General features: G+C 39.1%; 10 protein-coding genes, 1 pseudogene and 1 riboswitch. Of the genes and pseudogenes, 10 read left to right on the top strand and 1 reads right to left on the bottom strand.

What is annotated here, in order from left to right; genetic code table 11:
* Positions 1-47 precede the first annotated feature (47 nt).
* The 3 genes from G611_RS0113265 to G611_RS0113255 are packed head-to-tail and all read left to right on the top strand — an operon-like array spanning position 48 to position 3,746.
* Complete coding sequence (locus G611_RS0113265; protein ID WP_028244040.1) at positions 48-1,784, top strand: efflux RND transporter periplasmic adaptor subunit; 1,737 nt, start codon at positions 48-50, stop codon at positions 1,782-1,784.
* Positions 1,762-2,490: an ABC transporter ATP-binding protein gene (locus G611_RS0113260; protein WP_196801575.1), complete on the top strand. Its 729-nt coding sequence runs from the start codon at positions 1,762-1,764 to the stop codon at positions 2,488-2,490. The genes G611_RS0113265 and G611_RS0113260 overlap by 23 nt, the downstream gene beginning before the upstream one ends.
* Entirely contained in the window at positions 2,490-3,746 is a 1,257-nt protein-coding gene (locus G611_RS0113255; protein WP_051195269.1) for an ABC transporter permease, read from the top strand. Before G611_RS0113260 ends, G611_RS0113255 begins: the two co-directional genes overlap by 1 nt.
* Positions 3,747-3,791: 45 nt before the next feature.
* Here G611_RS0113255 and G611_RS0113250 read toward each other — a convergent pair whose 3' ends face one another.
* Positions 3,792-4,169: a thioesterase family protein gene (locus G611_RS0113250; RefSeq protein ID WP_028244037.1), complete on the bottom strand. Its 378-nt coding sequence runs from the start codon at positions 4,167-4,169 to the stop codon at positions 3,792-3,794.
* Between the two features lie 118 nt (positions 4,170-4,287).
* On the opposite strand from G611_RS0113250, the gene G611_RS0113245 reads away from it, so the two are divergent.
* From G611_RS0113245 to G611_RS0113215, 7 genes and pseudogenes are all read left to right on the top strand, one after another.
* Positions 4,288-4,791: a QueT transporter family protein gene (locus G611_RS0113245; RefSeq protein ID WP_028244036.1), complete on the top strand. Its 504-nt coding sequence runs from the start codon at positions 4,288-4,290 to the stop codon at positions 4,789-4,791.
* A 13-nt stretch (positions 4,792-4,804) separates the two neighbouring features.
* Positions 4,805-6,565, top strand: a complete 1,761-nt coding sequence (gene argS / locus G611_RS0113240) for an arginine--tRNA ligase (protein WP_028244035.1) — start codon at positions 4,805-4,807, stop codon at positions 6,563-6,565.
* Positions 6,565-7,887, top strand: coding sequence for an RsmB/NOP family class I SAM-dependent RNA methyltransferase (locus G611_RS0113235; protein ID WP_028244034.1), 1,323 nt, complete (start codon positions 6,565-6,567; stop codon positions 7,885-7,887). The genes argS and G611_RS0113235 overlap by 1 nt, the downstream gene beginning before the upstream one ends.
* A complete protein-coding gene (locus G611_RS0113230; RefSeq protein WP_028244033.1) occupies positions 7,877-8,743 on the top strand; it encodes a YitT family protein in 867 nt (288 codons plus the stop codon). The genes G611_RS0113235 and G611_RS0113230 overlap by 11 nt, the downstream gene beginning before the upstream one ends.
* Positions 8,743-11,310 carry a translation factor GTPase family protein gene (locus G611_RS15000; protein WP_081657054.1) on the top strand — a complete coding sequence of 856 codons (2,568 nt, stop codon included), beginning with the start codon at positions 8,743-8,745 and terminating at the stop codon, positions 11,308-11,310. Before G611_RS0113230 ends, G611_RS15000 begins: the two co-directional genes overlap by 1 nt.
* A 112-nt stretch (positions 11,311-11,422) precedes the next feature.
* Positions 11,423-13,585 (top strand): EAL domain-containing protein, encoded by a 2,163-nt coding sequence (locus G611_RS14995; protein WP_051195268.1) that lies wholly within the window; start codon positions 11,423-11,425, stop codon positions 13,583-13,585.
* A 42-nt stretch (positions 13,586-13,627) separates the two neighbouring features.
* A riboswitch (cobalamin riboswitch) is annotated at positions 13,628-13,815 on the top strand.
* A gap of 138 nt (positions 13,816-13,953) precedes the next feature.
* A pseudogene (locus G611_RS0113215) lies at positions 13,954-15,135 on the top strand (sirohydrochlorin cobaltochelatase); the annotation flags it as partial.
* Positions 15,136-15,360: the final 225 nt, after the last annotated feature.

The following is a 15,360-nucleotide window of genomic DNA, read 5'->3' as shown; positions in this document are numbered from 1 at the left end:
ATACTTTCTACTGTGGTTGAAAACAAAACCTATGGAGGAAAATATTAATGAAGTTAAAAAACGTACTTGAAAAGATTAAGTTTTGGAATAAGGAAGAAGAGTATTTAGATGAAGATTTAGATGAAAGCCTGGAAGGCGAACCTTCTGATGCTGATAAAAAGTTCTTTAAGAAGCTGAATAAAAAGATTGTAGCGGCAATGGTTGCAGCAGCCTTAATCATAAGTGCCATTGTAGGAGTAACAGGTGTGAAAAATGTAATGGCTAAAAACGATGAGGAGGCAAATAACATTGCTACAGTATCAGTAGTAAAGCAGGATGTACAAAAGACATTATCTGCAACAGGCACTATAATCTCTGCAGAAGAAAGTGGACAGTTTGCAACAGTTACAGGCAGCTATCCTGTTGAAGAGGTATATGTAAAGGTTGGCGATGTGGTAAAGAAAGGTGACCCTCTTTATAAATTAGATATGTCTACTATGGAAGAAACACTTAGCTTCCAGCAGCAGGCACTTGATTTACAAAACCAGCAGAATGCCATCTCTCAGCAAAATGCTGATAAAGCATTACAGGATGCCAAGGATGCAGGAGCTGTTCAGGTTAATGATGCTAATAGAAGCTTAGCACAGGCAAAGCAGGATAAGGCAGCAGCAGATAGACAGCAATCAAACAGCAACTCACAGCTTGATAGTGCAAGAAACGCAGAAAGTGATGCAAAGCAAGCTTATGATAACGCTAATTCTAATGTATCATCTATACAAAGTAAGGTTAATGATATTCAAAAGCAAATAGATGCAGCAGATGAAACCGCTAATGTAGATGAGCTAAAGAAAAGCTTAGATGCAGCAAAGGCTGATTTAAATAGTGCTATGTCAGATAGAGATGGTAAGAAATCAGCTTATGATTCTGCTGTAAGCAACAGACAGTCAGCAGAGCAGACACTACAGTCTGCTAAGGATGGCGCAGCAACAGCAGCACGCTCATTAGATTCTGCATCAGCATCAGCTGCTAATACACAAAACACTGCTAATAACAATATTATTAGCCAGTATCAGGCAGCAAGAACAAACGAGCTTTCATCTAAGGCTAACACATTATCCAGCCAGCAGGAGATAGCAAAATCAAAGGAAGAGCTTTCAAAGGCAGTGGTTTGTGCCAGCCAGGATGGAACAGTAACAAATGTAAACATCGTTAAGGGACAGACATATTCTGGAACAGATGCAGTAGTTATCGACAACGTTACTAGTCTTAAGGCTACAGCAGATATTGATGAAGCACAGATTCCACAGATAGCTGTTGGTCAAAAGGTTCAGATTAAAACAGATGCTACAGGAGATGAAATCTTAGAGGGAACAGTATCCTTCGTATCACCCACAGCGACAAAGAACAGTACTAAGACAACAGAAGGAGAATCATCTACAGCATCAGTTTCTAAAAGCCGTGCTACATATAGAGTTGACGTGACTTTAGATACATTAAATGAAAACTTAAGACTTGGTATGACTGCAAAAATGACATTCATTACAGCAGATGCTAAGAATGCACTTGTAGTACCTACAACAGATTTACAGACAGATGCTGAAGGCAACAAATATGTAGTTGTTCAAAATGCAAATGGCTCTACCAAAAATGTGACAGTAACACCTGGTATATCTGATGATTTCTATACAGAGATTAAGGATGGCAAGCTCAAAGAGGGTGATGTAATCGTTGAAGCTGGACTTGACGGAAGTGCAGATGCAGTACTAGATGAAATGGGCGCAGATGGAGGAATCTATTTTGAGTAATGATATTTTATTACAGGCCAGAAATATTAAGAAAAGCTACTATGTAGGAACACCTAACGAGCTGGAGATTCTTCATGGAATAGATCTTGATATTAGAAAAGGTGAGTTTGTATCTATAGTAGGTCAGTCAGGTTCTGGTAAAAGCACTCTGATGAACATACTTGGTATTCTTGATAGACAAACATCAGGTGAATACATTCTGGATGGCGTAGATATATCAAAGGCACCTAATAAGGCATTATCGTCTTTACGTAATAAGCACATCGGCTTTGTATTTCAGACCTACAATCTAATCGCAAGAACAGATGCTATTTCAAATGTTGAAATGCCACTTCTTTACGCAGGAGTTTCTGAAAAGGAAAGAAGAAAAAGGGCTATAGAGCTTCTTGAAATGGTAGGCATGGGTGAGAGAATGCATCACACACCTGATGAGCTTTCAGGTGGACAAAAGCAGCGTGTTGCTATAGCACGTGCTATGGCAAATGACCCAGATATCATTCTTGCTGATGAGCCTACAGGTGCTCTTGATTCAAAAACCGGACGTCTTGTAATGGACATTTTCCATGAGCTTCACGAAAAGCAGGGTAAGACTATTGTGCTTATCACTCATTCAAACGAGCTTGCAGCAGAGACTCCAAGAATCATAACAATCAGTGATGGCAACATCATTTCAGAAAAAATAAATGATAAGGAAGGTGTAGCATAATGATTAAAGAAAATTGCAAGCTTGCTATTATAAGCATTAAGGCTAACAAGATGCGTGCCTTTCTTACAATGCTTGGTATCATCATCGGTGTTTGCGCTGTTATTGCAATTATGACAGTAGGTAATTCCATGACAGCTGATGTAAAAAAGCAGCTAGAAAGCTACGGTGTTCAAAATATCACATTATATATGAACCCAATCGATTACAATGCAGAGCTTAGCGAAGCGGACTATCAGGCAATGGCCCTTAAGCCAGAGACACTGCATAAGCTTTCTGAAAAATTCGATGGAAGAATAAGTGCTATTTCAGTGGAAGCACAGGCTGGTTCAGGAACTGTAATAAAGGATAGCAATAAAGCAAATGTTGATATTAACGGAGTAAGCGCCGGATATTTTAAAGCTAACAATATAAAGCTTATTAATGGAAATACATTTACAGAATTTGATTATTCCCAGGGTAAAAACACAGCCATCGTTTCTAACAAATTTGTAGAGCAGCTATATGGCGAAAACTTCAAGCCTGAAAATCTGCTAGGCAATGAGATAGAAGTAAACGTCAATGACGAATATATGCATTTAACTGTTATTGGTATTTACGAATTCAAGCAGGAAGGCAGTATGATGAGAGGAAACAACAAAAATATTAGTACTACCATATACATTCCTCTTAAGAATGCCTGGAACTTTACCCATGATGAGACAATATTTGATGCTACAGTTGTTGCAGCAGAAGGCGAAGATGCCGCAGCTCTTTCGACAGAAATAAAAGAATACCTAACTACACTACTTTCTAGTTCCTTAGGTGACAAATTCATGGTGGATGCTTACAGCAATCAGTCGATGATTGAAGAAAATACAAAGACGATGAATCAGATGACTATGGCAATTTCAATGATTGCCGCAATCGCATTAATCGTAGGTGGAATAGGAGTAATGAATATTATGACTGTATCCATCACAGAGCGTACCAGAGAAATCGGTACAAGAAAAGCCCTTGGTGCACCAGATAGTATGATTATGCTTCAGTTTATCAGCGAAGCAATTATCATCTGCCTAATCGGTGGCGTTATCGGTATCGTCCTAGGTTTAGTCCTAGGAAATGTGGCAGTCCATTTTATGGGCTATACACCACATATTTCATTTGCAAGTATCTATTTATCCGTAGGGTTCTCAATGGCCATTGGCGTGTTCTTTGGTTACTCCCCTGCCAAGCACGCGGCCAATATGAATCCAATAGATGCTCTTCGTTACGAATAGAATGGACGTAATATTAGAGCAAACTCATTCTCCCTAGGCCCTGGATTAACCCAGGGCTTTTTCCATAAATTTTTCATTGTTGATGATGAAACGTTCGTGAGTTCCCTTGCCGATTACATTGTCCCCATCAAAGCAGGTTACTTCGAAAACAAGTCGGCGTCTGTCGATTTCGGTAAGTACAGCTTCACATGTAATGGTGTGACCAATAGCTGATGCGCGGTCATGGCTGATATCAACCTTTGTGCCAACGCTTCCTTCACCATCACCAAGCTCTGGCTGAACCATCTTCCAGCATGTCTCTTCCATAAGAGCAAGCATTGCTGGTGTGGCAAAAACATCTAATGCACCACTTCCGAATGTTTTTGCAGTGTTTTGTTCTGTTACTGTAGTTTTTAGGCTACCCTTCATTCCAATTTCTAACATTAGTTTCTCCTCTTTTCGTATGTTCTATGGTTTGTATAATAGCCATTTTTGTGCTATAATTCAACACCGTGAGTTCGTAACCATCCTCACTTAAATCAAAACTAGGAGATGTATAAAAATGAATAAAAAAGTATTATTATTATGTCAGGGTGCGATGATCGCAGCCATCTATGTTGTATTGACAGTATTTATCAATGCATTCGGTCTTGCAAATGGTGCAATTCAGATTCGTATATCGGAGGCTCTTTGCATTTTACCTATTTTTACACCAGCAGCAATTCCTGGACTATTCGTAGGTTGTGTACTTTCTAACATCATTACAGGATGTGCTATCTATGATATCGTTTTTGGAAGTCTTGCTACATTACTTGGTGCAATCGGTACATATTACCTTAGAAAGACTAAATTTTTATTTACATTACCACCAGTTATCGCAAATGGTGTTATAATTCCATTAGTACTTAGATTCGCTTATGGAATTCCCGATGCATATTGGTTCTTAGTTGTAACAGTATGCGTAGGAGAGATTATCAGTGTTTGTATTCTCGGTATGATTCTTAAGGCAGTTATTGGGCCACAGAGATATTTCATATTCAGAAATACACAAAAGGAAATCAATTAATTCGGAGGACAAGATGAAAGAAATTCTTCAGCAGATTAAGGAAGAGGTTATTAAGGGCTTTACAGCTGCAGGTTATGATGAAAAATATGCAATGGTTACACTCTCAAACAGACCTGATTTATGCCAGTTCCAGTGCAATGGCGCTATGGCAGCAGCAAAAGAATACAAAAAAGCCCCTATTGCTATTGCAAATGAAGTAGTAGAGAAGCTTGCAGACAATGCAATGTTTTCAAAGTGCGAGGCATGTCCTCCAGGCTTTATCAATATGAACCTTTCAGATGAATTTATATCTGAATTCGTTTCAAACATGGCAGCTGACACAGAGCGTTTTGGTGTAGATAAGGTTGCCAAACCTAAGAAGGTCATGATTGATTACGGCGGACCTAATGTTGCTAAGCCACTTCACGTTGGCCATCTTCGTTCTGCTATCATCGGTGAGTCTATTAAGCGTACAGCTCGTTTTATGGGCGACGAGGTCATCGGTGATGTTCATCTTGGAGACTGGGGTCTTCAGATGGGTCTTATCATTACAGAATTAAAGCTCAGAAAGCCAGAGCTTTGCTATTTTGATGAAGCTTATGATGGAGAATACCCAACAGAGCCACCATTTACTATTTCAGAGCTTGAGGAGATTTATCCTTGTGCTTCTGGAAAGTCAAAGGAAGATCCTGCTTATAAGGAAGCTGCTATGACAGCTACTTACGAGCTTCAGCACGGAAGAAAGGGCTATCAGGCACTTCTTTCACATATTCTTAATGTATCAGTTACAGACCTTAAGAGAAACTACGAAAAGCTTGATGTTACATTTGATCTTTGGAAGGGTGAAAGTGATGCACAGCCTTACATCCCTGATATGGTTCAGAAGATGAAGGACGACGGCTTTGCTTACATTTCAGAGGGTGCTTTAGTTGTTGATGTTAAGGAAGACACAGATACAAAGGAAGTTCCACCATGTATGATTCTTAAATCTGATGGTGCTTCACTTTACAATACAACAGACCTTGCTACAATGGTTTGGCGTATGAAGGACTACAACCCAGATTCAATCATCTATGTTGTAGATAAGCGTCAAGAGCTTTACTTTACACAGGTATTCCGTTGCGCTAAAAAGACTGGCATCGTTCCAGCTGACAAGAACCTTTACTTCGTAGGCTTTGGTACTATGAATGGAAAGGATGGCAAGCCATTCAAGACACGTCAGGGTGGCGTTATGCGTCTTGAGTATCTTCTTCAGGAAGTAGAGGATAAGATGCTTGAGAAGATTAAAGAAAACGGCACTATGAATGACGAGGATGCCTTAAAGACAGCTAAGATTGTTGGTCTTTCAGCAGTTAAATATGGTGATTTATCAAACCAGGCTTCAAAGGATTATATCTTCGATATCGACAGATTCACATCTGCAGAAGGTAACACAGGTCCATACATCCTTTACACAATCGTAAGATGTAAGTCAATTCTTGCTAAGGCAGGAGTAGAAAGCATTGAAGGAGCTATCCTTCCAGCTCATTCTGATTCAGAACGTGGATTACAGCTTGAACTTACTAAGTTTATGGCAGCTCTTACATCAGCTTACGAGGATATGGCACCTCACAAGATTTGCGCATATATTTATGATTTAGCAAACGCATTTAATAGATTCTATCATGACACAAAGATTTTAGCTGAGGAAGACGAAGCTACAAAGGCAAGCTACTTAAAGCTTCTTGTTCTTACACGTAGCGTACTTGAAAAGTCTATCGACTTACTTGGCTTTAATGCACCGGAGCGTATGTAATGGTTGATAATTCATTTTTACCAATTGATTTTATTAATCGCATGGAGCAGGACTTAGGTCCTGACTTCCATGCGTTTTTGCGTTCCTTCGAGGAAAGCAAAATATCAGCACTTAGATTTAATCCTATAAAATCAGACGAAAAGGCAAAAGAAAATATAGCTTCAATGCTTGAAGAGCAGGTTAAGTGGAGTCCTAATGGCTACTATTATGATGATGAAAAAAGTCGTCCCGGAATCCATCCATATCATGCTGCTGGAGTATATTATATTCAGGATGCATCAGCACAGCTTCCAGTAGAAATGCTTTCTCCAAAGCCAGGTGATATTTGCCTTGACCTGTGTGCTGCACCTGGTGGTAAATCCACCCAGATAGCAGGCTATCTAAATGGCGAAGGCATTCTTGTTTCAAATGAGCCTATGAAAAACAGAGCCAAGATTCTTTCTGAAAATGTAGAGCGTCTTGGAATCAGAAACTGTATCGTAACATCAGAATATCCTGATAAGCTTGCTGAAAAGTTTATAGAATACTTTGACAAGATTATGGTGGATGCACCATGCTCTGGTGAAGGTATGTTTAGAAAGAATCATGACGCATGTAATGAATGGTCTCTTGATTCAGTTCAGATGTGTGTCGACCGTCAGGCAGAGATTTTAGATAGAGCATACGAAATGCTAGTGCCTGGTGGCAGAATGTGCTACAGCACCTGTACCTTTGCAAAGGCGGAGGATGAAGAGGCAGTAGCAGCGTTTGTAGAAAGACACCCAGATATGAAGGTGGTAGAGGAGCGTAGGCTTTGGCCACATAAGGACAAGGGTGAAGGACACTATGCATGTCTTTTGGAAAAGGACGGCACATTTGACAGTGATAGAAATTACTATGATATTAAGCGTCCTAGTGATAAAATGTTAGTGGATTATTATGCCTTCATAAAGGAGGCATTAAAGGAGCCAAAGGAATGGAAGAACAATCTGCTTCTTATTAACGACCTGCTTTACAGGCTACCTGATGAATGTCCTGATTTCAGTGGACTTCATGTACTTAGAGGAGGCCTGTTCTTAGGAACTCTTAAGAAGAACAGATTCGAACCAAGCCATGCCTTGGCTTTAGCACTTAAGGCTGATGAGGTATGTAATTCAGTGGATTTCTCTGCTGATAGTACAGAAATTAAGGATTATCTTTTGGGACAATCCTTAAGAATAGAAGGCCTTAATGACGGCTGGACACTTATTACTGTGGATGGCTACTCTATAGGATGGGGTAAGGCTGTCAAAGGACAAATTAAAAATCATTACCCGAAGGGACTTAGACGATATGATTCATAAGATTTACAGATACAAACAAGATATTTACGAGTATATTATGTTTACCATTGCATCAGCTGTAATGGTTATTGGAATATACTTTTTTAAGTTCCCAAATCATTTTTCATTTGGTGGCGTCAGCGGTCTTTCTATTGTGCTTGCTCAGCTTCTGCCAAGTACACCAGGTTATATCAACCTTGTTATCAATATTGTTTTGTTAGTTTTAGGCTTTATCACCTTAGGTAAATCCTTTGGAATTAAGACTACCTATATTACACTTTTAGTATCTTTTGGACCTAGTATTCTTGAAAAAATTGCACCTATGGATGGACCACTTACCAGCCAGCCAGTGCTTGAGCTTATGTTTGCTATAGCACTTCCTGCATTTGCATCGGCTGTTTTCTTCAACCTTGGTGCATCTAGTGGTGGTACAGATATTGTTGCCATGATTCTTAAGAAATATACAAAGGTAGATATTGGTACAGCACTTTTCATGTCAGATGTTATGATCGTAGTTTTGGCATGTCTTGTATTTAATGTAGAAACAGGTTTGTTCTCTCTTGTTGGACTTCTTGCAAAGTCACTTGTTGTTGATGAGACTATCGAGAATATCAACCTTGCAAAATACTTTACAATTATTTGCTCTAATCCTGAACCAATCGTAAATTTCATCATGAATGATTTAGGAAAGGGTGCAACAGTTTATAAGGCTGAGGGAGCATACGGTCACACAGAAAAGACTGTTATCCTTACAATCCTTAAGCGTCAGCAGGCAGTAGAGCTTAAGAATTACATCAGACGCAATCAGCCTGGAGCATTTATTGCGATTACAAACAGTAGCGAAATTATAGGAAAAGGCTTTAGAGGATACAATTAATGGATGAGGCATGGGGAATTCTTGCCCACGTAGATGCAGGCAAGACTACACTATCAGAAGCAATTTTATATAACGCTGGAGTTTTGGCGGACCTTGGTCGAGTAGACAAGGGGTCCGCCTTTTTAGATACAGATGAGCAGGAAAAGAATAGGGGAATTACAATCTTTTCAAAACCGGCTGTATTTGAATACATGGGCCAGAAGCTTACATTACTTGATACTCCAGGACATGTGGACTTTGCAACAGAAACAGAAAGAGCTATTTGGGCTCTTGATTTTGCAATTCTTCTTATCAGTGGAACAGATGGGGTGCAGGCTCACACGAAGACACTGTTTTCTTTACTTGAAAAGAATAATGTTCCAACAGTCATCTTTATTAACAAGGCAGATATGACTGGGTTTAACCAGGAATTTGTCATAAATGATTTAAAGGAAAAGCTTTCACGAGCATGTCATTTGCTTTCAAATCAAGAGGATATCGCCATGGAGGATGAAGCTGCCATGGAAGAATATCTGGATAAGGATTGCCTTTCTAATTATCGTATATACGATATGGTTCTAAACAGAAAGCTGTTTCCTGTTATTACAGGCTCGGCTTTAAAAAATGAAAATGTAGATGAGCTGCTTTCATTTATGAAGGGCATCAGTGAGTACTACAGCAATGAAAACAGCGCACTTAAAAATGCTGATTTTGGCGCAAAGGTGTACAAAATTGAAAGCTTAGGAAGAGATTCCCGTCTTACCTTTACAAAGCTTACGGCAGGTTCTATGAAGGTAAAGGGCCTTCTTCCAAATGGTGAGAAAATCGACCAGATTAGAATATATTCTGGTAATAAATTTACTCAGGTGGACGAGGCAAAAGCCGGTGATGTAGTAGCCTTTGTTGGACCTAAGAATACATTTGCAGGTGAAGGATTTGGTGTGGTAGAAAACAGACCAGAGCTTACCATTACACCTGTACTTAAATATAAGCTGGAATTTTTGGATGATACTATCCCGAGGTTAGCATACCCAAAGCTAATGGCATTTAACGATGAGGATGCATCCTTAAATGTAAAATGGAATGAAAGCTTAGAAGAGATTACCTTTAATCTGATGGGAGAGGTACAGACAGAAATCCTGCTTAACAGAATCGAAACCGAGCTTGGAATAAAGGCGAAGTTTACAGAGGCAGGAGTTTTATATAAAGAGACTATTAAAGAGCCAGTAGAGGGAGTAGGACATTTTGAACCACTTCGTCATTACGCAGAAGCACATATTCTTATGGAACCACTTCCTACTGGTAGCGGAATAGAAGTTGAAAGTAATGTTTCAACAGATGAGCTAGCTCTTAACTGGCAAAGACTTATCACGACCCATATCCTTGAAAGGGAACATGTAGGTACAGCCATTGGAGCACCAATAACTGATGTGAAATTTACTATTGTTGGCGGTAGAGCCCATATTAAACATACTGAAGGTGGGGATTTTAGAGAGGCCACATATCGAGCTATAAGACAAGGCTTAATGGAGGCTGGCACTGAAATATTAGAGCCATATTTTGATTTTGAAATTACACTTCCTTCTAATCAGATTGGCAGAGTTATGACTGATATAGAAAACATGGGTGGAAGCTTTGAGGTGCCAGAGGATTTAGGAATTGAATCTAGAATCACAGGTATTGCTCCAGCTTTAGGAATCAGAAATTATCAGGCTACCCTTGTAACCTTTACAAAGGGAATGGGACAGCTCTCTTTAAGTCACGCACACTATGATATTTGCAAGAATCCTCAGGATGTAATAGATGCTGTGGGATATAATCCAGAGGCAGATATTGATAATCCAGCAGATTCAGTTTTTTGTTCACATGGTGCAGGTGTTATAGTGCCTTGGAATCAGGTAAAGGAAAAGTGTCACGTGCCATGCTTGGAAAACAAGGTAGATGAAGAAATAGATGATACTCCTATTAACATGAAAAGAATGAACCACGGAGTAGACGAGTGGCTAGACCCAGATGAAATCGATAATATTCTAAGACAGGCTACCCACAGTAATCATGGTAAGAATCCCAAAAAAGGGTGGCACTATGGTGAATCTTCCAGACCAAGAAGAGTGGATTCAGATTATGTTTACAAAGCTCCAAAGGAGATAAAGGCAAAGGAAAAATATCTGCTTGTTGATGGGTACAATCTTATATATGCCTGGCCAGAGCTTAAGGCAGTTTTAGATGTTAATTTGGATGGTGCCAGAGGCAAGCTTTTAGATATCCTTAGTAACTACAAAGCCATGACTGACTATCAGGTTATTGCTGTTTTTGATGCCTACAAGGTGAAGGGGCATGAGGTGTCTACATCGGATTATTTAAACATCCATCAGGTGTTTACAGCAGAGGCCCAAACTGCTGATGCTTATATAGAGCGTTTCACTCATGAGCATGGTAAAAAATATGACATCACAGTAGTTACGTCAGATGGTTTGGAGCAGGTTATCATAAGAGGTGCAGGAGCAAGACTGCTGTCATCTAGAGAGTTCATAGAAGAGGTTGAAAGAAAAGCTAATCAGTTAAGAGAAGAATATAATATAAAATAGTTACCTATTGTAATAAATTAGCCTTGGTTTTAACAGAAAATTCATAGGTTTTGATTATAGTTAAATAGACGCATCATTAGGTGACCTGAAAACATTCACGGAGGATGAAAATATGGTCAGATACGAATTTAACGATAATGAAAGATCTATATTGGAAAAATTAAATATTCCAATGGCTATATATCAATTTATTGACAAGAGAGTTGTGACACTTCTTGTGACAGATGGTATGTGCAATCTTATGGGTATGAGCAGAGAAGATGTTATTGATAATCTTGATAATGATATGTATCGTGACACTCATCCAGATGATAAGGCAAGGGTTGCAGATGCGGCCTTGAAGTTTGCTTCTGGTGGGGACAATTTTGACTGTGTCTATAGAACAATGTCTCATTTGTTAGGAGAATATGTTATACTGCATTCCCATGGTAATCATTTCTTTACTGAAAATGGTACTATGCTTTCCACCACAATATACATGGTTGAAGGAATGGGGGCGGATGTCAACAATCCTTTAGTTGAAAGCTTAGCTTCTAACTACAAGGAGCTAATGACAAAGGAAAGTCTTATCAGAGATAATTTCTACGATACCTTAACAGGATTACCAAATATGTCATATTTCCTGACTCTTGCAGATGCTGGAAAAGAGGCTATTTATAAAAAGGGATGTACCCCTGGTATAGTATTTTTTGACCTTACAGGTATGAAATTCTTTAATGAAAAATATGGTCTTAAAGAAGGTGATAATCTTCTTGTTGCCTTTGCCATTATTTTAAAGAAGTATTTTCCAAATGAAAACTGTGGAAGAATGGGACAGGACCATTTTGCAGTTTTTACAGAAATGGAAGGCATTGAAGATGTTCTTCATGAAATTTTTGAAGATATTAAGTTTGCCAATGAAGGTAAAACATTGCCAGTACATGTGGGCATATATTCCATGGAGTTTGAAGATGTTACAGCTTCTAGTGCGTGTGATAGGGCAAAGATTGTCAGCGATAAGGAAAAGGGGGCTTATGTTTCTAAGTTCGCCTATTATGATGAAAATACTCATGCTGCAGCAACTCACTTTGAATATGTAATTAATAATTTTGAAAAGGCAATGGAAGAGGGGTGGATTCAGCCATACTATCAACAGCTGATAAGATCTGTTAATGGATTAGTGTGCGACGAAGAGGCTCTTGCCAGATGGATAGACCCTACCAGAGGATTAATACCTCCAAACCATTTTATCTATGTATTAGAGGATTCAAAGCTTATACATAAGCTTGATTTATATATCCTTGATTGCGTATTAAGGGATTTAGAGGAAGTGACTGAAAGGAATTTACCTATTGTTCCGGTTTCTATTAATCTATCAAAATACGATTTTGAGCTTTGCGATATTGTAGAAGAAATAGATAAGAGGGTGAAGGCATCAACCATTACACCTGACATGATTACCATTGAAATAACAGAAAGTGTATCAAGCCTTGATAGTGATTTTGTTGCCACTCAGATTCGCAGATTTCATGAAGCAGGCTTTAAGGTGTGGATGGATGATTTTGGAAGTGGATATTCATCACTTAATACCTTACAGAAGTTTGATTTTGATTTGATTAAATTTGACATGAAATTCATGCGTGAATTTGATATGTCAAAGAAGAATCATATCATTTTGCGTGAGTTAATTCAGATGACTACCAAGCTTGGACTAGATACAGTTGTTGAGGGTGTTGAGACTATAGAGCAGGTGAAATTCTTAAGAGAAGTTGGCTGTAGTAAGATGCAAGGCTTTTTCTTTTCAAAGCCAATATCTCTTGCAGAATGGTATGTTATTTGTAATGCTAAGGTTGGTAATAGAATTGAAGATTATAACGAAAATGACTATTACGAAGCTATAAGTAGGGCTAATTTAGTAGAACCACTTGTCAACGAGGATTACAATTGGAAAGCCGATGAATTCTTTGGACAGCTTCCTACAGGTGTGCTTGAATTTAGAGGTGAAGATGTTTATATAGTGCGGTACAACAGAACCTTTGCTGAGTTTATGCTGAAAGTTAACTATCTAGATGAGATTGATTTGGGGCATGAATTAATCAAACAAAAACGTCCGCCTGAAAAGGGATTTTTGGATGTAATAAAAACATGTAATAAAATAAATAAATGGGAAATTGTTGAGAACCTGAAGATAGAAGGCTTAACAATGAATTTGTTTATTAGAAAAATTGGAAAAAATCCTATACACGGATATGAAGTCTTTGAAGTTGTTATTGTGGCTGTAAGTAGTGGGGGCTAAGGTTTGACAGTATTTGATAATTGTGGTATGTTCTTTTACGAAATTTAAAAACATGATTTAGGTGCCTATGGAATATTTATTTGCATAGGTGAAAAGGGAATCTGGTGAGAATCCAGAGCGAAGCCGTCACTGTGTTAGGGAGTTTGTACTCGTATCACTGAGCTAGTCTTGGGAAGAGAGTGCAAATGATGATCGAAGTCAGGAGACCTGCCTATATCAGGTAATTTTGATTTGCGGAACTCGAATCAGATTAGCAAAACGCATTTTAGGTTTTTATGTGCCAAGCTTTGATTTTAGAGACTGCTATTTAATAGCAGTCTTTTTATTTCACATGTCAAAATTACCAAATGAATTCTAGGAGGATTGACATGAAGAAGAAATTAGTTACAAGTATGGCATTACTGTTAGGTTTTGCCATGATGTTCACAGCTTGTGGAAAGCAGGCTGCAGATGTAGCTGAGACTAATGTGGAGGCTACAGAGGAAGTTGATGATCAGGCACTTGCAGATGAGTGTGCTGCATTAATCGATGCAATTTATGTTCAGGAGAGAACAGATAAAACAGATGAGCAGTGCAAGGCTGCCAAGGAAGCTTGGGATGCACTTACAGATGCACAGAAGGAATTAGTTGAAGGTGAATTTGCTGATCCAGATTATTTCGGAAGAGATACAGGTGATGCTTCTAAGGATGATCCTTTAAATCAGGACGAAATTGGCGAAAACGAAATTCTTGTAGTAAGCTTTGGTACATCATTTAATGATAGCCGTGTTGCTGATATCGGTGGTGTTGAAAAGGCCATTGCAGCTGCATATCCTGATTGGTCAGTTAGACGTGCTTTCACAGCACAGATTATTATCAATCATATCCAGGCTCGTGATGAGGAGAAGATTGATAACATGCAGCAGGCTTTAGACAGAGCTGTTGCAAACGGGGTGAAGAATTTGGTAGTTCAGCCAACTCATTTAATGCATGGTGCTGAGTACGATGAATTAACAGAGGCGGTAAATGAGTATGCTGATAAGTTTGATTCGGTAAAGATCGCTGAGCCATTACTTGGAGAAGTTGGAGCAGACGCTAGCGCAGTTAACCGTGATAAGGAAACAGTTGCAAAGGCAATTACAGCTGAGGCTGTTTCTGATGCAGGACTTGAAAGCATTGATAAGGCAGCAGAGGATGGTACAGCCTTTGTATTTATGGGTCATGGTACTAGCCACAATGCAAAGGTTACATACAGCCAGATGCAGACACAGATGGATAAGCTTGGTTACAAGAACGTATTCATCGGTACTGTTGAAGGTGAGCCAGAGGAGACAGCTTGTGAGAACATCATTGAGGCTGTTAAGGAAGCTGGATATAAGAAGGTAATTCTTCGTCCACTTATGGTTGTTGCTGGTGACCACGCTAACAACGATATGGCTGGTGATGATGAGGACTCTTGGAAGTCAATGTTTGAGGCTTCAGGCGCATTCGATTCAATTGATTGCCAGATTGCAGGTCTTGGAGAAATCGCTGATGTTCAGGCTATTTATGTAGCACACACATCAGAAGCCACTGGTGTTAAGCCTGTAGAAGCTGCAAAGACAGATGAGCTTAAGGAAGGCGAAACTTACGAAGCAAAGTTTACAACAGATAGCAGCATGTTCCATGTGAACGAAGCAAAGAATGGTAAGGGTGAGCTTACTGTTAAAGATGGCAAGATGACAATTCATATCTCACTTGTGTCTGACAAGATTGTAAATCTTTATGTTGGTAAGGCTGCTGATGCTGAAAAAGAC

Source organism: Pseudobutyrivibrio ruminis AD2017 (assembly GCF_000424305.1).
GTDB classification, from domain to species: domain Bacteria; phylum Bacillota; class Clostridia; order Lachnospirales; family Lachnospiraceae; genus Pseudobutyrivibrio; species Pseudobutyrivibrio ruminis_B.
The sequence above is the reverse complement of the archived record's forward strand: the minus strand, read 5'-3'. Positions and strand labels throughout refer to the sequence as shown.

Coding starts and splice junctions, on each gene's coding strand:
- G611_RS0113250 (WP_028244037.1), bottom strand. CDS start 4,169: ATGTTAGAAATTGGAATGAAGGGTAGCCTAAAAACTACAGTAACAGAA.
- G611_RS15000 (WP_081657054.1), top strand. CDS start 8,743: ATGGATGAGGCATGGGGAATTCTTGCCCACGTAGATGCAGGCAAGACT.
- G611_RS0113235 (WP_028244034.1), top strand. CDS start 6,565: ATGGTTGATAATTCATTTTTACCAATTGATTTTATTAATCGCATGGAG.
- G611_RS0113265 (WP_028244040.1), top strand. CDS start 48: ATGAAGTTAAAAAACGTACTTGAAAAGATTAAGTTTTGGAATAAGGAA.
- G611_RS14995 (WP_051195268.1), top strand. CDS start 11,423: ATGGTCAGATACGAATTTAACGATAATGAAAGATCTATATTGGAAAAA.
- G611_RS0113230 (WP_028244033.1), top strand. CDS start 7,877: ATGATTCATAAGATTTACAGATACAAACAAGATATTTACGAGTATATT.
- G611_RS0113255 (WP_051195269.1), top strand. CDS start 2,490: ATGATTAAAGAAAATTGCAAGCTTGCTATTATAAGCATTAAGGCTAAC.
- argS (WP_028244035.1), top strand. CDS start 4,805: ATGAAAGAAATTCTTCAGCAGATTAAGGAAGAGGTTATTAAGGGCTTT.
- G611_RS0113260 (WP_196801575.1), top strand. CDS start 1,762: ATGGAGGAATCTATTTTGAGTAATGATATTTTATTACAGGCCAGAAAT.
- G611_RS0113245 (WP_028244036.1), top strand. CDS start 4,288: ATGAATAAAAAAGTATTATTATTATGTCAGGGTGCGATGATCGCAGCC.